The organism is Pseudomonas sp. JL23 (assembly GCF_056933585.1).
Genome location: NZ_CM167795.1, coordinates 1,648,940 through 1,671,961 on the forward strand (window position 1 = coordinate 1,648,940; position 23,022 = coordinate 1,671,961).

Sequence of the window (23,022 nt, forward strand, 5' to 3'; positions counted from 1 at the left end):
TGCCCGGCATTGGCAAGCGCTAAAGTCCACCGGTTACGGAATGAACTGAGATGAAGATTGTATTGGTAGGTACTACCGCTACTGGTATGCTGGGATTTCGAGCAGATTTAATAATGACGCTTGTTGAAAAAGGTTACAAGGTTTATGCATTCGCCATCGACTACTGTGATACGACTCGGCAAAAAATAGTAGACCTGAATGCCATCCCGATTGACTATACGCTTAGCCGTGCAGGGTTGAACCCTATAGTAGATGCCTGGAATTGTTGGGTGTTGTCCAGGCAGATCAGAAAGATAGCGCCTGACGTGGTATTTAGTTACTTCGTCAAGCCCGTAATATTTGGTACCCTTGCTGCAAGACTTGCGGGGGTTAGGCGACGGATAGCGATGCTGGAAGGCCTTGGCTATGCATTCACTGACTACCCTGGTAAAAAAGGTATTAAAAAGGCGCTGATCAGGAAAGTTCAAGTCGCCTTATATCGGTTCTCATTTCGGTTCATCGAGCGACTGATTTTTCTCAATCCCGATGATCCGAAAGATTTGCTTGATCGGCACCGTCTGAGCGTAAAAAATAGCTGCGTGCTAGGCGGCATCGGCGTCAACCTCCAGCACTATCGCTACACGAAGCCGTGTTCCTTTCCGGTAAGTTTTATTTTTATCGGACGCTTACTCGCTGAGAAAGGTGTGCATGAGTTTGTCGCCGCAGCGCGATTGATAAAACTTGAATACCCGTCGGTTAAATTTTTTATGCTGGGTGGGATTGATAGGGCGAACCCGGGGGGGATAACTGAACGCACGTTGTCGGAGCTTGTTGATAAAGGAATTGTCATACACCCTGGGCATGTAGATGATGTCAGTGAGTGGTTGCGACGTTCAAGCGTTTTGGTACTTCCTTCCTATCGGGAGGGGATGCCGAGGAGTACGCAAGAAGCGATGGCGATTGGCCGTCCCGTGATTACTACCGATGTTCCTGGTTGTCGGGAAACTGTAGTTGATGGAGCAAACGGTTTTTTGGTACCCCCGTTCTCCGCTCTCGCATTGGTTGAAAAAATGCGCTTCTTTATCGAAAACCCTGAGCAGATAGAACGGATGGGGCTTGAAAGTTATTCGATGGCTCAGAAGCACTTTGACGCGAAAGAAGTGAACGCGCGTCTTGCTGCATATTTTGATTGAGTTTTTACATTTGATAAGCAACTATCTCAATCCAGCACTCGGGGAGGTAACTATGAACTGTAGCAATAGGTTAGTCGCTATAACGGGTGCTACGGGGTTTGTCGGTAGTGCGCTTCTGCGTTATCTCAGCCAGTCCCCTGAGTATGCTTTGAGAGTGGCCGTTCGTGGTGCTTACTCAACCGCTGGTCATTCCGCTGAAATTGTGAATATCAACTCAATGGAACCGGACTCGTCTTGGATATCCTTCGTTAACGGCGCAAACGTTGTTGTTCACACCGCCGCTCGCGTGCACGTCATGAACGACACAGCCGCCAACCCGGAAGCGGAATACCTGCGGGTCAACGTCGCCGGAACCCTCAATCTTGCCGAGCAGGCCGCCGCAGCCGGGGTGAAGCGCTTTATCTTTATCAGCTCAATCAAAGTAAACGGTGAGGCTACTGAGATTGGCGCGCCTTTTACCGCCGACCAACCCATGAGTCCTGGCGACCATTATGGTGTTTCCAAAGCCCGGGCCGAAGAAGGACTGCGTGAAATCGCCGCCCGTACCGGCATGGAAGTGGTGATCATCCGCCCCGTGCTGGTTTACGGCCCCGGAGTAAAAGCCAATTTCCTGAGCATGATGCGCTGGCTGGACAAGGGTATTCCGCTGCCACTGGGTGCTATCCATAACAAACGCAGCCTGGTTGCCTTGGATAACCTGGTGGATCTTATCGCCACCTGCATCCACCACCCGGCTGCGGCCAACCAGACCTTTCTGGTCAGCGATGGCAACGATCTGTCTACCACCGAGCTTCTGCAACATATGGCGCGCTCACTGGACAAGCCCGCACGTTTGCTCTCTGTGCCGATGTGGATGTTAAAAGTTGCTGCAGCAGCTGTAGGAAAGGTCTCTTTTTCCCAGCGTCTGTGCGGTTCCTTGCAGGTCGATATAGGCAAAACCTGTACGATGCTCGGCTGGACGCCACCGGTTAGGGTGGAGGACGCAATGAAAGCAACGGCGCATTATTTTCTGGAACATAAAAACGATGAGTGAGTGGTGGTGGGTTGTTTCGGCAGGTGTTCTGTCGTTGATTCTGACGGGCGGGCTTCGTCGTTACGCGTTGTCAAAAAGCCTGATGGATATCCCCAACGCGCGTAGTTCCCACTCGGTGCCGACCCCGCGAGGTGGTGGTGTTTCCATCGTTGTCGCTTTCCTGTTGGCTGTTGTGATCCTGGGCTGGCAGCACGTGGTGCCGGTGTCGGCGGTGGCTGCAATTCTTGGCGCCGGTGGCTTGGTGGCGGTCATCGGCTTTATGGATGATCATGGACATATCGCCGCCCGTTGGCGCCTGCTCGGTCATTTTGCGGCTGCGGTCTGGGCCCTGTTCTGGTTGGGGGGGCTGGCACCGCTGAACCTTTTTGGTGCCTCGATCGATCTGGGCGTTATCGGCCATGTATTGGCCGCCTTCTATTTGGTCTGGATGCTTAATCTTTACAACTTCATGGATGGCATTGATGGGATTGCCAGTATCGAGGCGGTTACTACGTGTTGTGCGGTTGGTGTCATCTATGGGCTGACAGGCTTCAATGATCTGGCCTGGGCGCCGCTGCTGCTGGCCGCCGCCGTTGCCGGCTTCCTGTTCTGGAATTTCCCGCCAGCGCGGATTTTCATGGGTGATGCCGGCAGTGGTTTCCTTGGTATCGCGCTGGGAGTCCTTTCGCTGCAAGGTGCCTGGGCCGAGCCCCGCTTTTTCTGGGCCTGGTTGATTCTGTTGGGTGTCTTCATCGTTGATGCAACCTTGACCCTGATTCGCCGTCTGTTGCGCGGGGACAAGGTTTATGAGGCGCATCGCAGTCACGCTTATCAATTTGCTTCACGCCATTTTGGCAAACATTTGCCGGTCACTGTGGGTGTCGGGCTGATTAACGTGCTGTGGCTATTTCCCATCGCGCTATGGGTAGCCTGCATGGGCGGTGATGGCCTTTTGGGAGTATGTATTGCCTACCTCCCTTTAGTCCTGCTGGCCCTTAAATTCCGGGCGGGTGAGCTGGAACGCATTTGAGCGTACGGACATTTCGTTTTTGATATAAATTGCAACAATATTCTGCTTAACCGCTGCCGGTGTCCTGTATTCCCGGCGAGGGGGGGGGCAAGAGAGAGGACAAGAGGTGTTTGAAGGGGTCATGAATAGATTACGAGCTTTTTTATTGGCGTTGCCGCGCCGACAAAAGCGAATAATTCAGGTTTCTGCTGACGTTGTATTGGTCTGGATCGCGCTTTGGATGTCATTTGTCGTTCGCTTGGGGATTGATGATCTGATCAATCCTTTGGACAAACACACCTGGTTGTTCATCAGCGCACCGATTGTCGCCATTCCTCTGTTCATTCGTTTTGGCATGTACCGCGCGGTCATGCGTTATTTTGGTAATGATGCACTGATTGCCATCATCAAGGCCGTCAGTCTTTCAGCCTTGATACTGGGTATCGTGGTCTATTCCTACAGCAACCATCAGGCTGTGGTGCCACGCTCCATCATGTTCAACTACTGGTGGTTGAGCATGGTCATGATCGGCGGCCTGCGTTTGGCCATGCGCCAGTATTTTCTCGGCGACTGGTTTTCGGCTGCCCAGCATATGCCGTTTGCCAACCGCGACGACGGCTTGCTCAAAGTGGCGATCTACGGTGCCGGTGCGGCAGGCAATCAATTGGTTGCTGCGTTGCGCATGGGGCGTCTGATGCGCCCGGTGGCGTTCATCGACGATGATGAATCGATTTCGAATCGGGTTATTTCCGGTCTGCAGGTGTACAAGCCCAAGCATATTCAACGCATGATCGATGTCACGGGCGCGCAGGAAATCCTCCTGGCCATCCCGTCTTCGACCCGTGGTCGTCGTCGCGAAGTCCTTGGTTATCTGGAGGGATTCCCGCTGCATGTACGAAGCGTGCCGGGTTTCATGGACTTGGCTGCGGGCCGGGTCAAGGTCGATGACCTTCAGGAAGTGGATATTGCTGACTTGCTGGGCCGTGACTCGGTGCCTGCCCAGGACGACCTGCTCGAGCATTGCATCAAGGGCAAGACGGTATTGGTGACCGGTGCCGGCGGTTCAATTGGGTCGGAGCTGTGTCGGCAGATTCTGATACTCAAGCCGACGACGCTGTTGCTGTTCGACCACAGCGAGTTCAACCTTTACACCATTCTTTCGGAATTGGAACAACGTATTGCCCGTGAGTCATTGTCGGTCAAGTTGTTGCCAATTCTGGGGTCAGTGCGCAATCACTCGAAGATGCTCGATGTGATGAAGACCTGGAGCGTTGATACGGTTTATCACGCGGCCGCTTATAAACATGTGCCGATGGTCGAGCACAATATTGCCGAAGGCGTTATCAACAATGTCGTCGGTACACTTAATACTGCCCAGGCGGCGTTGCAGGCCGGTGTTGCCAACTTCGTGCTGATTTCCACTGATAAGGCTGTGCGTCCGACCAATGTCATGGGCAGCACCAAGCGTTTGGCCGAGCTCGTCCTGCAAGCCCTGAGCCGGGAAACAGCTCCGGTCATGTTTGGTGACAAGGGCAGGGTTTATCAGGTCAACAAAACCCGCTTCATCATGGTCCGTTTCGGCAACGTATTGGGTTCTTCGGGCTCGGTCATACCGTTGTTCCACAAGCAGATCAAGTCCGGTGGCCCGCTGACGGTGACCCACCCACGCATTACCCGTTACTTCATGACTATCCCTGAGGCGGCGCAACTGGTGATCCAGGCGGGCTCCATGGGGCAGGGTGGCGATGTGTTCGTGCTGGACATGGGCGAGCCGGTGAAAATCGTCGAACTGGCGGAGAAAATGGTGCATCTCTCCGGCTTGAGCATTCGTTCTGAGAAGAATCCTCAAGGTGATATCGCCATCGAGTTCAGTGGCTTGCGGCCGGGTGAAAAACTCTATGAGGAGTTGTTGATCGGTGACAATGTTGTCGCCACGCAACATCCGATGATCATGAGCGCCCACGAAGATTTCCTGTCCTGGGATCTGTTGAAAACCCAGTTGTCGCACCTATTGGCGGCGGTTGAGGAAGACGACTACACCACGGTTCGGCAGTTGCTGCGAGAAACCGTTAATGGTTATGCGCCGGATGGAGAGATTGTTGACTGGATATATCAGGAGCGCAGTCAGGAGTCCTGAATATTAATTGTGAATTAACATGCCTGGTTGTAAGTGGATTTAAGTGAAACAAGCAGAAACTCATAGCTTCATTGACAGGGTTTAACCTTGGTCTAGTTTTCAGGGGCAGCTTTGGAAAGTTGTATTTAAACCTTGACTAGATAGATGGAGCTTCATTTATGCGTAAGGCTTTTATTTCCTCCCTTTTGTTTGCGTTTCTCAGTAGCGCCACGGTTGCGGTGAATGCGTCACCGGTGGCTCCGGCGCCGACAAGCGCTTCCGCCGTCAGTGCAACTGCCCTGGTTCCGGCAAGCGATAAGCTCAGTATCAACAAGGCAGACGCAGAAACACTACAGAAAGGGCTTACCGGGATTGGTGCCGCCAAGGCAGCCGCCATCGTTGCCTACCGCGAGGAAAACGGCGCTTTCACTTCGGTCGATGAGTTGCTCGAAGTCAAAGGCATCGGCAAGGCGATCCTGGAGAAGAATCGCGACAAGCTATCTATCGACTGACAGCATTTCATCCCTTCCCGAGCGAGGCCGATCTTTTGATCGGCCTTTTTCATTCAGGGCGCTTTTTCGCCTATGGTTCAAGCACCGGCCTGATCGACAAAATGTCATCAGCCTTGACACAGGATGGGCTGGTCGACATATTATTCAATTAAATTATTATCATAATATTATGAGTTTATACCCGTAGGCCGCTATGGCCCAGGAGAGTTGCAAGTGAGTGGACGTCGAATCGTAGTCACTGGAATGGGTCTGGTGACGCCATTGGGCAGTGGCGTAGAAGCTGTCTGGCAGCGCCTGTTGGCAGGCCGATCAGGGATTGTCCAACTACCGGAAGAAACTGTTGCTGACCTGCCTGGCAAGGTCGGCGGCCCGGTGCCTTTGCTCGCGGATGATGCCGAAGCCGGTTTCGATGCCGATGCGGCGGTAGCGCCCAAAGAGCAGAAAAAGATGGACCGCTTCATTCTGTTCGCCCTGGCAGCGGCCAAAGAAGCCATTGCCCAGGCTGGCTGGGCCCCTGAAAGCGACGAAGCCAAGGAGCGGACGGCGACGATCATTGCGTCCGGTATTGGTGGTTTCGGCGCCATTGCCGACGCGGTACGCACAGTGGATACCCGCGGGCCGCGGCGCCTGTCGCCGTTCACTATCCCGTCGTTTCTGGTCAATCTGGCCGCAGGTCATGTCTCGATCCAGCACGGCTTCAAAGGGCCTCTGGGCGCGCCGGTAACGGCGTGCGCCGCTGGTGTGCAAGCCATTGGTGACGCAGCGCGGTTGATTCAGTGCGGCGAGGCGGACATCGCCATTTGTGGCGGGGCAGAAGCGGCCATTGATCGCGTCAGCCTCGGTGGTTTTGCTGCAGCCCGGGCGCTGTCGAGCGACTTCAACGAAACCCCGGCGCGGGCCTCGCGGCCGTTTGATCGTGATCGCGACGGCTTCGTCATGGGCGAGGGCGCGGGGATCCTGGTCATCGAGTCCCTTGAACATGCTCTGGCCCGCGGCGCGCAACCTATCGTTGAACTCGTGGGTTACGGCACCAGCGCCGACGCCTACCACTTGACCGCCGGGCCGGAAGACGGCAGCGGCGCACGAAGGGCGATGCAGACGGCCATTCGTCAGGCCGGTATTGAGCCTGGGGAAATCCAGCACCTCAATGCCCACGCCACCTCCACGCCGGTCGGTGACAAAGGCGAGCTGGCAGCGATCAAATCGGTGTTTGGCGAGCAGAACGCGATTGCCGTGACGTCGACCAAATCGGCCACCGGTCACTTGCTTGGCGCCGCAGGGGGGATCGAGGCGATTTTCACCGCACTGGCGATTCGTGACCAGATTGCTCCGGCCACCCTGAATCTGGAAAACCCGGATGAAGCGGCGAAGGGCGTGGATATCGTGCATGGCGCAGCACGTCCGATGGACATCGAGTATGCGCTGTCCAACGGCTTCGGTTTTGGCGGGGTCAACGCCAGCGTACTGCTACGCCGCTGGCACCCTTGAAGCAATAACCGGGGAGTGACTGGATCAGGACTTGTCGAAGTTCTGCTTCAGCCATTCCCGGGTGGTTTGCAGGATCTGCTCGGAAAACGCCTTGTCCTGCACACTGCGGGCCATGGTCAGGGCGCCAATCATGGTCGACATCATGACCAGGCTGCGCGCATCGGCGTCTGGCTTGTTGGCCATGGTCTTCTCCAGTGCGGCGATACGCACCTTGAGCATTTCATCCGTGATTGCACTCGGTTCGCCACGCTGGCCGAGTTCGGCGCACATGGTCGGCAGCGGGCAGCCTTTTTCCGGGCTGTCGCGGTGAGTCGGGGACAGGTACATATCGAGAAAGGCGCTGAGGCTGTCTTCCTTGGCGAGAGTCTGCGCGGTGCGCTCCTTGGATTGATCGACAGCGCAGCGCAGCGCTTTTTCGACCAGTTCGTCCTTGGATTTGAAGTGGGCATAAAAACCGCCATGGGTCAGGCCCAGGGCTTTCATCAAGGGTTGCAGGCCGGTCGCGCCAATGCCGTCACGGCGAAAACGTGCCGAAGCCTCCTGCAGAATACGTTGGTGAGTCTGGGCTTTATGATCTTCGGCGTAACGCATGCAATGAGCCTTCCTGCAAGAATTCGTAAAATGTTGAGCGACATTCTCACACGGAAAACAGGGGCAATGCAGTATTCATTTTCTGCATTGCCTGCCATTGGTCAGCTGGTGCGGTGCGAATTCGGTCCTTGCTGTACTCAGGGCTTAGGCCCGAGCATTTCCTCCAGCGCCTTGCCCTGGGGCGCGCCCTGGATCTGCTGCATCTGGCCCTTGTCGTCGAGATAGAAGATCGACGGTGTGGCGGACAGGCCCATCTGGTTCATCAACTCCATGTTGCCATCGAGCCTGGCCTGGATATCCGCCGGGATCTTGGCCAGGGGCTTCAGTGTGCTGCTGCGACCTGCCGCTTCGTGTTTGGTAAGGGCGACTTCCGGGTTCTTGTCGGCAAGCAGGGCAGCGGCCTTGGCGGCGCTGTCTTCGCGAATGATACCGACCATGATGTGGCGCAGTTGCACTTTGCCAGCCTTGACCCAGGGCCGCGCCTGTTCCCAGAACATATTGCAGTACGGGCAGTTGGCGTCGCTGAAAAGATAGACGATCTTCGGTGCGGTCTGGCTGCCGTCGGCGATCCAGGAGGTTTTCTCAAGCTTTGCCCAGATCTCCTTGGACATCGGTTCGTAGACCAGTTTCTCCAGGGGGGCGCGGCTCAAGTCCTGGCCTTTGGCGTCGTATAGATTGCCCGCCAGTACATGCTCGCCATCGGCGGTCAGGTACAGGGCGATCGCTTGTTTGTTGTACTCGGCGGCGTAACCGCGCAGGCCGCCGGGTGCGTCGAAGCTGCTGACGATATGCGCGCCCTTGGCTTGCAGCGCCTTGATCGGTGCCGGTAATTCTTCTGCTGCGCGCAACCACGGGCTTTGCAGGGTAATGGCGGTCAGGGCCAGGGTCGACAGAATACGGGTCAGCGTCATGGAGTGGTCCTTGGAGAGGCGGAAACAGCGGCGGCCGAGCCCGTCACGCTTTCTAGCGCGCGGGTCAGGCTGGCATTGGACAGTTCACCCAGGTGGCTGCCTTGCAGGCGCCCCTCGGCGGTATAGAAAAGTGTGCTCGGCAGGGCCATGGCGCCGACCTGCTGGGCCAGTTCGCCGTCGTCGAACAAGACGTGATCCAGTGCCAGGCCTTGGGTATCGAGAAAGTCGGCGACGGTCTTGGGGCTCTCGGCCTGATTGACGAAGAGGAACACCACATCGTCGCGTTGCTGCTGCGCGGCGTGTAAAACCGGCATTTCCCGGCGACAGGGCGGGCACCAGGTGGCCCAGAGATTGATCACCAGCGGGCGGCCCTTGTAGTCGGCCAGACGCACGGGCTCGCCATTCGCGTTGCGCAAGGTGAGGTCCGGCAGTGCCGCGCCCTGCTGATAGAAAGACAGCGCCAACTGGCTGAGCAGCCAGAACAGCAGGCCGCTACCCAGGCCCAGCGCCAGTGGCCGTCTTGACCCCGCCCGCTGCCAGCCGTACAGAGCGCCGCCAACGATGATGGTCAGCACGCCGACCCAGGCGAGAAAGCCGCCATCGCGGATATCCACGGCCTGCCAGGGGCTGTCGCGATACTGCGACCAATAGGAGATTACAAAGGCCACACGGGCGACCAGCAGGCCGAGCAAAAACAGGCTGAACTGCACCGATTCCGGATTGTTCGCGCCACTGCGTCGAGCGCTCCACCAGGCAACGACCGAGGCCAGGCCCAGAGCCAGCAGCAACAGCAGATGGTTGACCGCCAGGGCAAAGGGGCCGATGGCAATGCTGAGCATCAGCCGCGCTCCCGGGTCGCCTGCCATTGCTGCATGAAGGCTGTTGCGTCGACTTCACCGGTAATCCGCCGGTCGCGACGCTCCTGGCCGTCCGGGCCGATCCATAACAGGCTTGGCGGCCCCGGCACCTTGTATCGCCCCAGCAGTTCGCGGCTGGCGGCGTTATCGGCAGTGACGTCCAGGCGCAGCAAGCGTACGCCGTTCAGTGCGCCAAGCACTTCAGGTTTGGCGAAAACCTGTTTTTCCATGATTTTGCAGGACACGCACCAGTCCGCGTAATAATCGATCAATACCCACTGACCCTGGCTTTGCGCCGTATCCAGTTCACGCTGCAGGGCCTGGGGATCGCTGACGGTGATAAAGGCATCTTGATGGTTCTCAATGCTGACTGCGGAGCCAGCGCGATAGACCTTCAGCGGCTGCCAGGGATCATCGGCGCCGCCAGCGGCACCGATCAGCATCAGTACGCCCCAGATGCCGAGGATCAGGCCGCCGGGGCCGAAGATCATGGCGCCGTGGCGCAGTTGACGGGCCTGGACAATGGCGCTGAAGGCGACGATCAGCAGTAATCCACCCCAGAGTCCGACCCACAGCGCTTCGGTCAGCAGCGGCCTGGCGATGATCAGCGCCGTGGCCAGCAGCAACATGCCGAACACGCCTTTGACGATGTCCATCCAGGCACCCGGTTTGGGCAGGAAGCGGTTGCCCAAAGTGACCACTAGCAACAGCGGCAAGCCAATTCCCAGGCCCAGGGCAAACAGCACCAGACCACCGTGCACAGCATTGCCGCTCTGGGCGATGTAGAGCAGGGCGCCTGCCAGCGGTGCGGTCATGCAGGGGCCGACCATCAACCCTGACAGCGCGCCGAGCACAGCGGCACCCAGCAGGCTGCCGCCCTGACGCTGACGTCCAGCCTGTTCCAGGCGATCACGCAGGAAACCCGGCAATTGCAGTTCGAATAAGCCGAACATGGGTAACGACAGCAGCACGAACAACGCCGCGAAACTGCCCAGCAGCCAGGGTTGTTGCAGCACTGCCTGCAAGTTGCCGCCCAGCAGCGCCGCAACCACGCCCAACCCGGCATAGACCAGCGCCATGCTCAGCACGTAGCTGCTGGCCAGGGCGAAACCGCGCCGAGGGCGAGCGCCGCTGCCCACCACTACCCCTGCAAGAATCGGCAGCATCGGCAGCGAGCACGGGGTGAACGCCAGCAACAGGCCGAGGCCGAAGAACGCCAGCAGGCTCAAGCCAAGGGAGCGTTGTTGCAGGGTGCCGGCGAGGGCCTGATCCGGAGCCTGACCGACGCTTTGCTCGACGGTCGCGGCGGCGTTCTTGCCGCCTCCCAGATCGAGCACCTTGCTCTGCGGCGGATAGCACAGGCCGGCATCGGCGCAACCCTGCCAGCCCAGCTTGACCTGGCCGGTCACGGCAGCGGGAATACGCACTTCGACACTTTCCCGGTAGACCTGCTGTTTACCGAAGAACTCATCCTCATGGTCCTCGCCCTGGGGCAGGGGCGGTTTGTCAGCCGGGCTGAGACCATCGAATTTCAGACGTTGCTGATACAGGTAATAACCGTCGGCAATGCGCCAGTTGACCACCATATCGCCGTTGTCCGCGCGCTCGGTGGTGAGGATAAAAGCCTGGTCCACCGTGAGGAAGTCGGGCTTCTTGGCGAAAGGATCGTTGCCCGGCAGGGCCGCCTGGGCCAGCAGGGGCAGGAAAAACAACAGCAACAGCAGCAGACGACGCATGGAGCAGCCTTATTGAGCAGAGTCCCGAAGAGGGTGAGACAAGGGGATTAACCGTTTATTAACATCCAGTATCCCAGACCCACGTGCCTGTGGGCCATGAGTCATAATCGCGCCTTAATCCAGTTGCGTTCCACTCTGCCTCTTTGTTCCGGGTTCTGCCATGCACGTATTGCTCTGTGAAGACGATGACTTGATTGCCAGCGGTATTGTCGCCGGGCTCAATGCCCAAGGCCTGACCGTCGACCGCGTGGCGACGGCGTCGGCGGCGCGGGCGATCCTGCAGGCGGCGCATTTCGATGTGATGGTTCTGGACCTGGGTCTGCCCGACGAAGATGGCCTCAAGCTACTGCGCCAGTTGCGTCAGCAGGGCGTTGAGTTGCCGGTGCTGATCCTAACCGCGCGGGACAGCGTGACCGACCGCGTCGACGGCCTGCAGGCTGGTGCCGACGATTATTTGCTCAAGCCCTTTGATCTGCGCGAGCTCAGCGCCCGCCTGCATACGCTGATCCGGCGCATGGCCGGGCGCAGCACCAACCTGATCGAGCATGGCGCCCTCAGTTACGACCCGAGCAGCCGCGAAACCCTGCTTGCCGGACAGGTGGTGGACCTGTCCCGGCGCGAGCAGTCGTTACTGCATGCCTTACTGCATAATCGCGGCCGGGTACTGTCCGGCGAGCAACTCAAGGACAGCGTCTACGGTTTTGGCGACGAAGTGGAAAGCAACGCCTTGAACGTGCATATCCACCATCTGCGGCGCAAGTTGGGCAATAACATTGTCGAGACCGTGCGCGGCCTCGGCTATCGTCTGGGGGCCGCCCAGGGTGACGATGACGGCGCCAGCGGCGAGGGCCAGCGATGACCAGTCTGCGGGTGCGCCTGAGTCTGACCCTCGGTTCGGCGTTTGTGGTTATCTGGCTGACGGCGGGCATCTGGATGCTCTGCGATTTGCGCGATCAGATGATGGAGTCCCTCGACCAGCGCCTGACCGCCTCGGCGCGAATGGTCGGCGGCATGCTGGCGCAACTGCCGATGCCCGGCCAGGCGGGTGACACTCCCTTGAGCGCAGAAAAGCTCGGCATCGTCAGCAGCATGGCGTGTCAGGTCAACTCGTTGCGTGGCGAGTTGCTGGCGCGCAATCACTCGTCTCCCGAGCAGAGCCTCAGTGGCGAAGACGCCGGTTTTTCCGACCGGCTGATCGACGGTGAGCACTGGCGCAGCTACACCCTGGTTGTTGGCGACTTGCGCATTACCACGGCGGACCGTCAGGCCGAGCGCGATCAACTGCGTAACTCGGTGCTGCTGGCCGCTTCCTTGCCGGTACTAGCCGCCTTGTTGGGCAGCCTGGGTCTGCTCTGGCTGGGCATCGGCAAGGGGCTGGCGCCGCTGCACCGCATGCGCGATGCTCTCAAGCGGCGGCGTGCCGATTCGGTGGAGCCGCTGCACGTCGCGGGTCTGCCCAGTGAGTTGCAGCCGCTGCTGGATACCCAGAACCAACTGTTTCAGCGCATCGCCCAGACCCTGGAGCGGGAGCGGCGGCTGACCGGCGATGCCGCCCATGAGCTGCGCAGCCCGTTGACTGCGATCAAGACCCATCTGCAAGTGGCACGCATGACTGAAGGCGAAGCCCGGGACCGTTCCCTGGCCCACGCCGAAGAGGGGGCCGACCGTCTGCACCATACCCTGGAACAATTGCTGTTGCTGGCCAGGGTCGAAGGCAGCCTGTCATTTGACGACGGTGTGCAATGCACTGCTGAAGACGCCGCGCGCCTGGCAATTCACGATACCTGCCAGGATGAAGCGGGCATCGCCCTGCACCTTGCCCAGCCGTTGTCGACGCAGATGCTGGAGATACCTTCGGTACTGGCGATCGCCGCTCTGCGTAACCTGTTGGAAAACGCCCTGCGCCACACCCCGGCACAGACTGCTGTCGAGCTGAGCTTGAGCACTGCTTCCGGCCAGGCCTGCTTCTGCGTGCGCGACCATGGCCCCGGCATTCCAGAACAGCACTTGCAGCATCTGACTCGGCGTTTCTGGCGTCAGGGCCAGGGTGTCGGCTCCGGCCTTGGCCTGGCGATCGTGCAGGCGATTGTCCAGCGTTGCGATGGCTCGCTGACCTTCGACAGCCAGCCTGACGGCCTGCGTGTGACGCTGTGCCTGCCGCTGCGCAAACAGCCCTGATTTGTGGGAGCCGGCTTGCTGGCGATAGCGGTGGATCAATCTCTGCAGCTACTGCGAGCGCTTCGTACTCGATCGCCACCAAGGCGGCTCCTACCCGGTGTGTTGTGGTTCAAATGGCCTCAAGCAAGGTCGCGATGCCTTGGCCCCCGGCAATGCACTGGGTCGCAATGGCATAACGCCCGCCTGTACGCTTGAGCAGTGATGCCGCCTTGCCGGTAATGCGTGCGCCCGTCGCGCCCAGTGGATGACCCATGGCCATGGCGCCGCCGTCGAGGTTGACCCTGGCCATATCCAGTTGCAACTCCTGAACGCAGGCCAGGGACTGGCTGGCGAAGGCTTCGTTAAGTTCCACCAGGTCGATATCGTCGATGCTCAGGCCAGCGCGTTGCAGGACTTTGCGCGTGGCGTAGACCGGGCCCATGCCCATGATTTCCGGCGGGCAATCGGCCACGGCGACGGCCTTGATCCGTGCCAGGATATTCAGGCCATGATTGCGGGCAAAGTCCTCGGTGCAGACCAGTACCGCTGCGCTGCCATCAGTCAGGGGCGAGGCAGTGCCCGCAGTGACGGTGCCGCCAAAAGCTGGCTTCAAGTCACTGAGGCCTTCAGCGCTGGTGCCGGGGCGGATGCAGCCGTCTTCGCTGACTAGGCCATCGGGGGTGATGATCGGCACGATTTCCTCGACGAACAGTCCGGCGTCACGGGCGCTGGCGGCTTTGGCGTGGGACTGCACGGCCATGGCTTGCTGCTCGACGCGACCGATATCGAAGCGCTTGGCGACCTCTTCGGCAGTAAAGCCCATGGGCATGTAGGCCTCGGGTATGTCCTGCATCAGGGTCGGGTTGGGCGAGATATTGAATCCGCCCATGGGTACCCGGGTCATGGATTCGACCCCGGCACAGAGAAAGGCCTCGCCTGCGCCGAGAAGGATCTGCCCGGCGGCGTAATGCACCGAGCTCATGGACGAGCCGCAGAAGCGATTGATGGTCGCGCCGCCCAAGGTATTGGGAAAACCGGCGCGCAAGCTGGCGATGCGGGCGATATTCATGCCCTGTTCCGCTTCCGGATAGGCGCAGCCCATGATCACGTCTTCGAGGGTGGCCGGGTCGAGGTCGAGCTTGTCCACCAGCCCGCGCAGCACCTGGGCCGCCAGGTCATCCGGGCGCAGATTGATCAGGCCGCCTTTTTTCGCGAAATGGAAAGGTGAGCGGGCGAAACCAGCGATAACGATCGATTGCATGGCGGTTCTCCAAGGTGGTGTCTGGGGTTATCTGTTCATATCCAGAATCATGCAGGTGGTGGTGCCGGTGGCATAAAGCCGGCCATCGACGTCGTACAACCGGCCTTCGGCCAGGGCGGTGGAGCGGCCCAGGTGCACGACCTTGCCCTCGGCCCGCACGGGCCCGGTGCTTTCGCCCATCGCGCGGACATAGCTGATGCGCAGATCCAGAGTGGTGTAGCCCTGGCCCTGTTTGAGTTGAGTGTGGATGGCGCAGCCCATGCACGAATCCAGCAACGTTGCCGCGTAGCCGCCATGGACGCTGCCCAGAGGGTTGTAATGCCGCGCATCGGGGGTGCCCTGGAAAACGAATAGACCGGGCGTCCAGTGCAGGGGAATAAAGTCCAGCAAGTCACCGATTGGTGGCGATGGGTATTCGCCACGACCGATACCGTCGAGGTATTCCTTGGGGTCCAGTCGAGCCACTTCAGCCAGGGTGATAGTCCCCGGCTTGCCCAGGCGGGTGCGCATCAGACGTTCTTCTTCAAGCCATAGGGCGAGCTTTTCTTCCCGGTCGAGGGTTTGCATGCACAGGTCTTCCTATCGGGTTACAGGGCAAGGGCTGGAGCCCGTTCAGATTATGAGCATAATTTATCTTTTTTTATTATGACCGCAATATAAAAGTGATGAATGCCCCATGGCATATCTGCCAGAGTGCGGGATGAGGGGTGGATACTAATGTGGGACCGGCTTCAGCCGGGAAGACGGCATTACGGCCGACAGGGATGTATTGACCGCTCCTGCGCTTTCCCGGCTAAAGCCGGTCCCACCTGGTTCTGCAATACCTTTTCAGTCGCAAGGCGTCAGCACGAACCATCTCTTTTGACGAAATGCTTGTGCATATCCAGGGTCAGCGTCTCGATACGCTCGGTCAGGGACTTGGTCATCTCGGTCAGGCGCGTGTTCTGCTCCAGTAACTGAAGCATCTGTGCCGAGTTCTGCTCGGCAATGGCCAGGCGCTCTTGGTTGGCCACGGCCAGTGCCTCGCGGTGCTGGGCATCGGCGTCGGCATTGGCCTTGTCCCGGGCGGCCTGGCGAGTCTGGGCCAGGAGGATCAGCGGGGCGGCGTAGGCCGATTGCAGGCTGAAAGCCAGGTTCAGCAGGATGAAAGGGTAGAGGTCAAACTTGACCAGCCCGCTCATGTTGGCGCCGACCCAGAGTATGACCAGTAAAGTCTGCGCGCCTAGAAACATTGGCGTGCCGAAGAAGCGCGCGAACGCTTCGGCTTTCAGGGCAAAGGCGTCATTGCCGAACGTGGGCGTCAGGTGGGCATGGCCTTTATGGAAACGCAAATGATCGACGACGGTCTTGGTCGAGCGAGGTGAATGGCTGGGATTTGGCGTTGCGGCGCTCATGACGGTTACCAAAGGCTCAAGGACAAGCGGCCACTATAAGGCTCGCAGCAGCGTCCTTGATACCGGCTGACAAAAGCTTCATGCACAGGACGCAGTCAAGTGTCCCCGCTCGGCAGGGGAGAGATGATGTAACCGCGTATCGAGAGTGGCCGTCAGGCCATCAATCGATGGGGTCGGGGTGCAACGGTCTGGAAACCTGCATGATGCTGGCGTAGTCGTAGACGTACTGCCGCCCGGCATGGCTGGTCAAACGCAGCTGATCGATCAGTTGCCGCTCTTTCTTGTTCAGGTACCGCAACCCTTGCTCACTCGACTTGAGGCGATCTCGTTCATGAGCGTCAGGAAAGGTGATGACGTTTGTCATGAAAAATCTCCTTGGTTGTGAGTCCCTAATGCTGGCTCTGTAGTCCCTGTCACTCTTGTATCGTGCGACAACGGCACCTTACCCACAAAAACTTCAGCCGGGCAACCCTGCAAATGAAGAGCCGGTCACACTATCTGTGTCACCTCATAGGATTGTCGACCGCCGTTGACGTTGATATCGATGACATCGCCTTCGAACTTGCCCAGCAGGTTTTGCCCCAAGGGCGCACGGGCAGTGATCACGGTGATCAGGCTCTCATTCAGATGGACTTTCAGCCCGGCGCCGTCGGGGCCGAGGAACAGGCGGCGGGGTTGGCCGTCGTCGTCTTCGAGGGTGATCAGGTCGCCGTTCTGGATGCCGCGCTGCTCATCGAACGGCTTGAGGCCCAGTTGTTGCCAGGCCAGCAGGGCCTGGCGGATTTCCTCGACCCGTCGTGCCTGGCCCGCCGCCAGATACGAGGCCTCAAGGCCCAGGGTGTCGTACTTGTTTTCGGCGATGTTTTCTTCGTGGGTTGCAGTCTCGTAGGCGGTCTGGGCGGCGCGCTGGGCGACGTCCAGATCGACTTTGAGTTTTTCGATAATCAACTGATGAACGGCTTGCTTGCTCATGGTCTATCCGCAGAACTGACTGACATTGGCCCGGCTTTTTTCACTGGGCGCGGTGCGATCCTGCTGTAACCAGAAGTTGCACTTGGGGCCGTTGAAGCCTTTTTGCTGCTCGGCCTGGGCCTGCTCATGGGCCTGACGGGCTTCGCTCTCACGCAGGTTCTGCTCGTATTTCTCGAACATGCTGTTGGCGGTCTCGGGCGGCGGTGCCGGTGGCTTGCTCAACTGGCTGACGGCGTTCGTCACGACTTGGGTCTGCGCGGCGGGCAGGGCCTTGTACAGCAGGGCGCAGGTCAGCAGTACGGCTAGGAATCCGAGCCAGATACCGACGGCGATGCAGCCGATCAGTTTCAGTGGCGGGACGGCAACATTCAGCTCGCGACGGCTTGTGGACGGCATGGCGGCATTCCTGGTGTTGGCAGTTGAAGCGGATTGTCGCACGAGCATAAGGCTGGTGGCTGCGGGTTGTTCTGACGGACAATCGGCATTTTTCACGAGGAGCCCTGGATGAAAGCTTCTTGGGATGTGTTTTGTTCGGTGGTCGACAACTTCGGTGACGTCGGCGTGACCTGGCGCCTGGCCCGGCAATTGGTCGCCGAGCACGATCTGGCCGTGCGCCTGTGGATCGACGACCTGACGGCGTTTGCCCGCTTGTGTCCGGGGGCTGATGCCGAGGCGGCGCAGCAATGGCAGGACGGTGTCAGCGTTTGCCGCTGGTCGCCGGACTGGACCGCGACGGACTGTGCCGACGTAGTGATCGAGGCCTTTGCCTGTCGCCTGCCACCTGCCTATATGGAGGCCATGCTGCAACGAACTGTGCGGCCGCTGTGGCTGAATCTGGAATATCTCAGCGCCGAAGCCTGGGTTTCCGGCTGCCATGGGCTGCCATCACCGCAATCCAATGGGTTGAAGAAGGTCTTCTTCTTCCCCGGTTTTCTTCCGACGACCGGTGGCCTGCTGCGTGAGCGTACATTGGTCGAGAAGCGTCAGGCATTTCAGCTGGACGCGGCAATGCAGCGAAATTTCCTGCAGGGGCTGGGTGTTGTGCCTGACGCTGGAGCGCGGGTAATTTCGCTGTTCGCCTATGAAAACCCTGCTCTGGGTACCTGGCTAGATTTACTGGTGAAAGATCCGCGCGCCACCCATCTGATCGTGCCCGAGGGGCGGATCCTCGGCGATCTGCAGCGCTGGCTGGGTGTCGAAGGCTTACGAGCGGGCGCCATCGAAAAACGCGGAGCCCTGACCGTGCAGGTCATGCCGTTCGTCCGACAGGAAGATTACGATCGCCTGCTGTGGAGTTGCGACTTCAATGTGGTGCGCGGCGAAGACTCGTTCGTTCGCGCGCAATGGGCTGCTCGGCCATTGCTCTGGCACATCTATGAACAGGACGACGATGCCCACTGGGCCAAGCTTGACGCCTTCCTTGAGCTCTATCTCAAAGGCCTGCCCGAAGCGGTGGCGAGGGCCCTCAGTGGATTCTGGCGGGCCTGGAATGGCGGCAAGGATCTGCGCGAACACTGGCTGGTCGTCAGCGAATACGAGGCAATCTTGCGCAAACACGCAGAAAACTGGTGTCTGGAACAGGCTTCTCAACGGGATCTTGTCGAGGCGCTGGTACAGTTTTATCGAAATTCGCTATGATACGCGGCCTTGTTATCAAGGCTCTGTACGAAAAGCCGCTTTTCGTACAGAGCCTGTTAGTAAATCCATCCTATTTCGGATATTCGCAATGAAAACTGGTAAAGAACTCAAACCCGGTACCGTGATCAAGATCGATAACGACCCTTGGCTGGTTCAGAAAGCTGAATTCACCAAGTCCGGTCGTAACAGCGCGATCATGAAGACCAAGCTGAAGAACCTGTTGACCGGCTACAAAACTGAAACTGTCTACTCGGCCGACGACAAGCTGGAAGACGTGATCCTGGACCGCAAAGAAGCGACCCTGTCGTTCATCAGCGGCGACAGCTACACCTTCATGGACACCAGCGACTACACCATGTACGAGCTGAACGCCGAAGACATCGAAGCCGTTCTGCCATTCGTTGAAGAAGGCATGACCGACGTCTGCGAAGCTGTGTTCTTCGAAGACCGTCTGGTTTCCGTAGAGCTGCCGACCACTATCGTGCGTCAGGTCGACTACACCGAAGGTTCTGCTCGTGGCGACACTTCCGGTAAAGTCATGAAGCCAGCCAAGCTGAAAAACGGCACCGAGCTGAGCGTTGCTGACTTCATCGAAATCGGCGACATGATCGAGATCGATACCCGTGAAGGCGGTTCCTACAAAGGCCGTGCTAAATAAGCACAGCTTTTTCGTAGCGCTGGAACACAAGAAACCCGCATTAGTGCGGGTTTTTTTGTGCCTGTAGGAGCTGCCGAAGGCTGCGAATGGGGCTGTCTGATACACCGCTATCGCAGCCTTCGGCAGCTCCTACAAAATCTCATTCCCAACCAATTTATTTGCAATAAAAAAAGCCCCACCTGAGCGATTCAGGCGGGGCTTTTTAGTCTCAACTCGGCTGTATTTACCAGTTCATGGTGGCGTCTCCGCTTCAGGCGTCGGGTTTACTTGAGGTGTACCTTCAATTCTTCCGAAGCCTGCAGCATCGCCGAGCGCACTTCCGGCACTTGGCTGACCACGTTGAGCAGACCATAGTCGTGGATCATGCCGTTATAGCGTACGGCGGTGACCGCCACGCCAGCCTGATCCAGTTTGCGCGCATAGGCTTCACCCTCGTCGCGCAGTACATCGGCACCAGCGGTCTGCACCAGGGCAGGGGGCAGGCCCTTGAGTTGCTCGGTGGTTGCCCGCAGCGGCGAGGCGTAGATCTCGTTGCGCTGGTTGGCGTCCGTTGTGTAGTTGTCCCAGAACCACTTCATCATGTTGCGGGTCAGGAAGTGCCCTTCGGCGAACTGGTTATACGAACCGGTATCGAAATTGGCATCCGTTACCGGCCACAACAGCACTTGGTACTTGATGGCCGGAGTGCCCTTGTCTTTGGCCATTAACGAGACGACCGCCGCCATGTTGCCGCCGACACTGTTACCGGCAACCGCCAGGCGCTTGCCATCGACGTTGATTTCCTTGCCGTGCTCAGCCACCCATTTGGTCGCTGCATAGGCCTGGTTGATCGCCGTCGGGTAGTGCGCTTCAGGGGATGGCGTGTAGTTGACGAAGACTGCCACCGCCCCTGAACCCGCTACCAGGTCACGCACCAAGCGTTCGTGGGTCGGGAAGTCGCCCAAGACCCAGCCGCCACCGTGGAAGAACATGAAAACCGGCAAGGTCCCTTTGACACCCGCTGGGCGCACGATGGTCAGGCTGATCGACTGACCGTCGGCGTTGATCACCTTCTGGCTGACATCCGCCTTGGGCAGGGTCAGTTTCACCCCGGCCTGGGCGCCCGTCAGGACTGCACGGGCATCCTTGGGCGAGAGCCGCTCAAGCGGTTTGCCGGTGCCCGAGTTCAGAGCATCGAGGAACGCCTGGGTGTTGTGCTCGACATCCGGGTTGCCCGCGGCGAAAGCGTTGCCGATGGACAGGGCGAGCAGGGTGCCGGTCAAGACTTTGCTGAGGGTTTTCATGTTCGTTTCCTTGGGCCGATGAGCTTAGACAGTCACGTGCAGACGGACGTCAACGTTGCCGCGAGTGGCGTTGGAGTACGGGCAGACCTGGTGAGCGGCGTCGACCAGTTGCTGCGCGTCAGCCTGATCCAGACCTGGCAGGTTGATATTCAGATCGATGTCCAGACCGAAACCGCCAGGGATCTGGCCGATGCCGACATGGGCAGTGATCGAAGCATCAGCCGGGATGCTGCGTTTGCTTTGACCGGCAACGAATTTCAGTGCGCCGATGAAGCAGGCCGAGTAGCCGGCGGCGAACAGTTGTTCAGGGTTGGTTGCTTCGCCACCGGCGCCGCCCAGTTCTTTCGGGGTAGCCAGTTTGACGTCGAGGATCTTGTCGCTGGAAACAGCGCGGCCATCACGGCCACCGGTAGCGGTTGCAACAGCGGTATAGAGAGTGTTCATGGCGTTACCTCGCAGTATGTGTGGTTTGTATGTTGCGCTAAATGTTTGTGCGCTAACTGGTGTGAAGTAAATGTAGCGCGCAAATAGTTTGCGCGCAATATAGTTTTTCAAAAAAGTTTTGCCAGACGCTTTTGAAGGGGGAAAGGAGGTGGTGTCAGCGAGGGCGAAAGCCTTGGTTTACAAGGGCGTCAGAGAGGGTATGACCGTTCGTCGAGGTGGCGTCAAGAAGGTGAGATGCCACATCAACTAGCTGAACTGAGACGATATTTCTGTAGGAGCTGCCAAGGCTGCGAATGGATCGACCTGATACATCGCTATCGCAGCCTTCGGCAGCTCCTACAGGGTCTCATCCAGCCGAAAAGGGTGGGATGACTCAGAGCGATTCCTGCAAATTGCTGCGCAAGCCAATCAGCTCGCCCTGGATCTCTTGCAGGCGTTCGATGGTCAGGCCGCTGGCACCGAGGATGCAGTGGGGGATGCGCTTGGCTTTTTCATGCAGGGCACGGCCTTGCTCGGTAAGATTGAGCAACACCACGCGCTCGTCTTCCTTGCTACGGGTGCGGCTGATCAGGCCTTCGGCTTCCAGGCGCTTGAGCAAGGGCGTCAGGGAGCCCGGATCGGTCAGCAGGCGTGCGCTGACATCGCCTACAGTCAGACCCTGCTCTTCCCACAACACCAGCATGGCCAGGTATTGCGGGTAGGTCAGGTTCAGCTCCTGGAGCAGCGGCTTGTAGACCTTGGTCATCATCAGCGAAGTGGAGTAAAGGGCGAAGCACAGCTGATTATCGAGCATCAGGGCATCACATTTTTCCAGCGGGGCGGCGGGGCCGCCGTCATCGGTATTCATTTAAGTGGACCTCTTGGTCAACATTCATTACGGCTTAATTTAGTGCCGCTATCTTTAATGCGCCAGATAAATTCTACGAGCGGTGCAGATGGCAACGTTCACGGTTGATGAATCCCCCCTTCACGATTCGTTGAGCGATTGAGTTGCGCTGCGCATTTGCTCGCTCGCCGAGACTGCGTAGCATGCGCTGCACAGTCGGAGTGGGGATGTGGCGTGATCGAGATTTTTCTGGATTTTTTGTTGGGTGCTGCAATGGGCACCTTGGGTGGATTGTTCGGTATTGGCGGCGGGCTGGTGGCGATTCCGGCGCTGGGTGTGTTGTTCGGCCTTGATCAGCAACTGGCCCAAGGCACCGCGCTGTTGATGGTGCTGCCCAATGTCTTGCTGGCGCTGTGGCGCTATCACCAACGCAACCCCATCTCCCTGCGCAACGCGATGATGCTGATCGTGCCGAGTTTTATCGTGTCCTGGCTGACTTCACTGTGGGCGGTGGGTGTGAATGCCCAGAGCATGCGCATCGGCTTTATTACTTTCCTGCTGGTGCTGACAGTGTTCAATCTGGTGCAGATGTACTGGCGCAAAGGCGATGCCGGACCACAACTGCGCCATGGCAACTGGCTGTGGCTGCTGGGCGTGGGTTCCGGGGTGACGGCGGGGATGTTCGGTGTCGGCGGCGGGGTGATTGCCACGCCTATCCTCACCGGCATTTTCGGCTCAACCCAAGTGGCGGCCCAAGGGCTGGCCCTGGCCCTGGCGGCGCCCAGCACGACGATCACCTTGACCACCTACGCCCTGCACGGTCACGTCAACTGGGCTTTGGGCATTCCCCTGGCATTGGGTGGCCTGGCCAGTATCAGCTGGGGCGTCAAGTTGGCTCATACCCTGCCAGAACGTACCCTTCGGGCGTCGTTCTGTATGTTTTTGGTGGTCTGCGCGATCATGCTGGTCTTCAGGGTTTAAAGGC

General features: G+C 58.7%; 24 protein-coding genes. 11 read left to right on the forward strand and 13 right to left on the reverse strand.

Features of this window, described 5'->3' with window-relative positions; genetic code table 11:
* Positions 1-50 precede the first annotated feature (50 nt).
* From AC1Z24_RS07720 to fabF, 6 genes are all read left to right on the forward strand, one after another.
* Entirely contained in the window at positions 51-1,172 is a 1,122-nt protein-coding gene (locus AC1Z24_RS07720) for a glycosyltransferase family 4 protein (protein ID WP_483745164.1), read from the forward strand.
* Positions 1,173-1,224: 52 nt separating this feature from the next.
* A complete protein-coding gene (locus AC1Z24_RS07725) occupies positions 1,225-2,205 on the forward strand; it encodes a UDP-glucose 4-epimerase family protein (RefSeq protein ID WP_483746561.1) in 981 nt (326 codons plus the stop codon).
* Positions 2,198-3,214 carry an MraY family glycosyltransferase gene (locus AC1Z24_RS07730; protein WP_483745165.1) on the forward strand — a complete coding sequence of 339 codons (1,017 nt, stop codon included), beginning with the start codon at positions 2,198-2,200 and terminating at the stop codon, positions 3,212-3,214. The genes AC1Z24_RS07725 and AC1Z24_RS07730 overlap by 8 nt, the downstream gene beginning before the upstream one ends.
* Positions 3,215-3,335: 121 nt before the next feature.
* The gene (locus tag AC1Z24_RS07735; protein ID WP_483745166.1) at positions 3,336-5,330 is read left to right on the forward strand and encodes a polysaccharide biosynthesis protein; all 1,995 of its coding nucleotides are present in this window, start codon (positions 3,336-3,338) and stop codon (positions 5,328-5,330) included.
* A 158-nt stretch (positions 5,331-5,488) separates the two neighbouring features.
* On the forward strand, positions 5,489-5,821 hold the full coding sequence (locus tag AC1Z24_RS07740) for a ComEA family DNA-binding protein (protein WP_483745167.1): 333 nt from the start codon (positions 5,489-5,491) through the stop codon (positions 5,819-5,821).
* 243 nt (positions 5,822-6,064) lie between these two features.
* Positions 6,065-7,309 carry a beta-ketoacyl-ACP synthase II gene (gene fabF / locus AC1Z24_RS07745; protein WP_483746562.1) on the forward strand — a complete coding sequence of 415 codons (1,245 nt, stop codon included), beginning with the start codon at positions 6,065-6,067 and terminating at the stop codon, positions 7,307-7,309.
* 24 nt (positions 7,310-7,333) lie between these two features.
* Here the strand turns inward: fabF and AC1Z24_RS07750 are convergent, their stop codons facing one another.
* The 4 genes from AC1Z24_RS07750 to dsbD all read right to left on the reverse strand — a co-directional run bounded on the left by AC1Z24_RS07750 (position 7,334) and on the right by dsbD (position 11,404).
* Positions 7,334-7,900: a TetR/AcrR family transcriptional regulator gene (locus AC1Z24_RS07750; protein ID WP_483745168.1), complete on the reverse strand. Its 567-nt coding sequence runs from the start codon at positions 7,898-7,900 to the stop codon at positions 7,334-7,336.
* A 137-nt stretch (positions 7,901-8,037) separates the two neighbouring features.
* Positions 8,038-8,811 carry a thiol:disulfide interchange protein DsbG gene (dsbG, locus tag AC1Z24_RS07755; RefSeq protein ID WP_483745169.1) on the reverse strand — a complete coding sequence of 258 codons (774 nt, stop codon included), beginning with the start codon at positions 8,809-8,811 and terminating at the stop codon, positions 8,038-8,040.
* Positions 8,808-9,650: a TlpA family protein disulfide reductase gene (locus AC1Z24_RS07760; RefSeq protein ID WP_483745170.1), complete on the reverse strand. Its 843-nt coding sequence runs from the start codon at positions 9,648-9,650 to the stop codon at positions 8,808-8,810. The genes dsbG and AC1Z24_RS07760 overlap by 4 nt, the downstream gene beginning before the upstream one ends.
* Positions 9,650-11,404: a protein-disulfide reductase DsbD gene (gene dsbD, locus AC1Z24_RS07765; protein WP_483745171.1), complete on the reverse strand. Its 1,755-nt coding sequence runs from the start codon at positions 11,402-11,404 to the stop codon at positions 9,650-9,652. Before dsbD ends, AC1Z24_RS07760 begins: the two co-directional genes overlap by 1 nt.
* 160 nt (positions 11,405-11,564) lie before the next feature.
* On the opposite strand from dsbD, the gene AC1Z24_RS07770 reads away from it, so the two are divergent.
* Together AC1Z24_RS07770 and AC1Z24_RS07775 are read left to right on the forward strand one after the other, a co-directional pair.
* The gene (locus AC1Z24_RS07770; protein WP_259099410.1) at positions 11,565-12,263 is read left to right on the forward strand and encodes a response regulator; all 699 of its coding nucleotides are present in this window, start codon (positions 11,565-11,567) and stop codon (positions 12,261-12,263) included.
* Positions 12,260-13,582 (forward strand): ATP-binding protein, encoded by a 1,323-nt coding sequence (locus AC1Z24_RS07775; RefSeq protein ID WP_483745172.1) that lies wholly within the window; start codon positions 12,260-12,262, stop codon positions 13,580-13,582. The genes AC1Z24_RS07770 and AC1Z24_RS07775 overlap by 4 nt, the downstream gene beginning before the upstream one ends.
* Before the next feature lie 109 nt (positions 13,583-13,691).
* Here AC1Z24_RS07775 and AC1Z24_RS07780 read toward each other — a convergent pair whose 3' ends face one another.
* The 6 genes from AC1Z24_RS07780 to AC1Z24_RS07805 form a co-directional block, all read right to left on the reverse strand.
* The gene (locus AC1Z24_RS07780; protein ID WP_483745173.1) at positions 13,692-14,822 is read right to left on the reverse strand and encodes a thiolase family protein; all 1,131 of its coding nucleotides are present in this window, start codon (positions 14,820-14,822) and stop codon (positions 13,692-13,694) included.
* A gap of 27 nt (positions 14,823-14,849) precedes the next feature.
* Positions 14,850-15,389: a PaaI family thioesterase gene (locus AC1Z24_RS07785; RefSeq protein WP_483745174.1), complete on the reverse strand. Its 540-nt coding sequence runs from the start codon at positions 15,387-15,389 to the stop codon at positions 14,850-14,852.
* 275 nt (positions 15,390-15,664) lie between these two features.
* Positions 15,665-16,216 (reverse strand): DUF1003 domain-containing protein, encoded by a 552-nt coding sequence (locus AC1Z24_RS07790; RefSeq protein ID WP_483745175.1) that lies wholly within the window; start codon positions 16,214-16,216, stop codon positions 15,665-15,667.
* 160 nt (positions 16,217-16,376) lie between these two features.
* A complete protein-coding gene (locus AC1Z24_RS07795) occupies positions 16,377-16,580 on the reverse strand; it encodes a hypothetical protein (RefSeq protein WP_259099418.1) in 204 nt (67 codons plus the stop codon).
* A 125-nt stretch (positions 16,581-16,705) separates the two neighbouring features.
* A complete protein-coding gene (locus AC1Z24_RS07800) occupies positions 16,706-17,188 on the reverse strand; it encodes a GreA/GreB family elongation factor (RefSeq protein ID WP_483745176.1) in 483 nt (160 codons plus the stop codon).
* Positions 17,189-17,191: 3 nt separating this feature from the next.
* A complete protein-coding gene (locus AC1Z24_RS07805) occupies positions 17,192-17,584 on the reverse strand; it encodes a hypothetical protein (protein ID WP_483745177.1) in 393 nt (130 codons plus the stop codon).
* Positions 17,585-17,692: 108 nt separating this feature from the next.
* Between AC1Z24_RS07805 and earP the strand changes: the two genes are divergently transcribed.
* Positions 17,693-18,826 (forward strand): elongation factor P maturation arginine rhamnosyltransferase EarP, encoded by a 1,134-nt coding sequence (gene earP, locus AC1Z24_RS07810; RefSeq protein WP_483745178.1) that lies wholly within the window; start codon positions 17,693-17,695, stop codon positions 18,824-18,826.
* An 88-nt stretch (positions 18,827-18,914) separates the two neighbouring features.
* A complete protein-coding gene (gene efp, locus AC1Z24_RS07815; RefSeq protein ID WP_413303498.1) occupies positions 18,915-19,484 on the forward strand; it encodes an elongation factor P in 570 nt (189 codons plus the stop codon).
* Positions 19,485-19,747: 263 nt separating this feature from the next.
* Here efp and AC1Z24_RS07820 read toward each other — a convergent pair whose 3' ends face one another.
* From AC1Z24_RS07820 to AC1Z24_RS07830, 3 genes are all read right to left on the reverse strand, one after another.
* Positions 19,748-20,767 carry an alpha/beta hydrolase gene (locus AC1Z24_RS07820; protein WP_483745179.1) on the reverse strand — a complete coding sequence of 340 codons (1,020 nt, stop codon included), beginning with the start codon at positions 20,765-20,767 and terminating at the stop codon, positions 19,748-19,750.
* Positions 20,768-20,791: 24 nt separating this feature from the next.
* Positions 20,792-21,211, reverse strand: a complete 420-nt coding sequence (locus AC1Z24_RS07825) for an organic hydroperoxide resistance protein (protein ID WP_259099428.1) — start codon at positions 21,209-21,211, stop codon at positions 20,792-20,794.
* A 373-nt stretch (positions 21,212-21,584) separates the two neighbouring features.
* The gene (locus AC1Z24_RS07830; protein WP_483745180.1) at positions 21,585-22,058 is read right to left on the reverse strand and encodes a MarR family winged helix-turn-helix transcriptional regulator; all 474 of its coding nucleotides are present in this window, start codon (positions 22,056-22,058) and stop codon (positions 21,585-21,587) included.
* A gap of 213 nt (positions 22,059-22,271) precedes the next feature.
* Between AC1Z24_RS07830 and AC1Z24_RS07835 the strand changes: the two genes are divergently transcribed.
* Positions 22,272-23,018 (forward strand): sulfite exporter TauE/SafE family protein, encoded by a 747-nt coding sequence (locus tag AC1Z24_RS07835; RefSeq protein ID WP_483745181.1) that lies wholly within the window; start codon positions 22,272-22,274, stop codon positions 23,016-23,018.
* Positions 23,019-23,022: the final 4 nt, after the last annotated feature.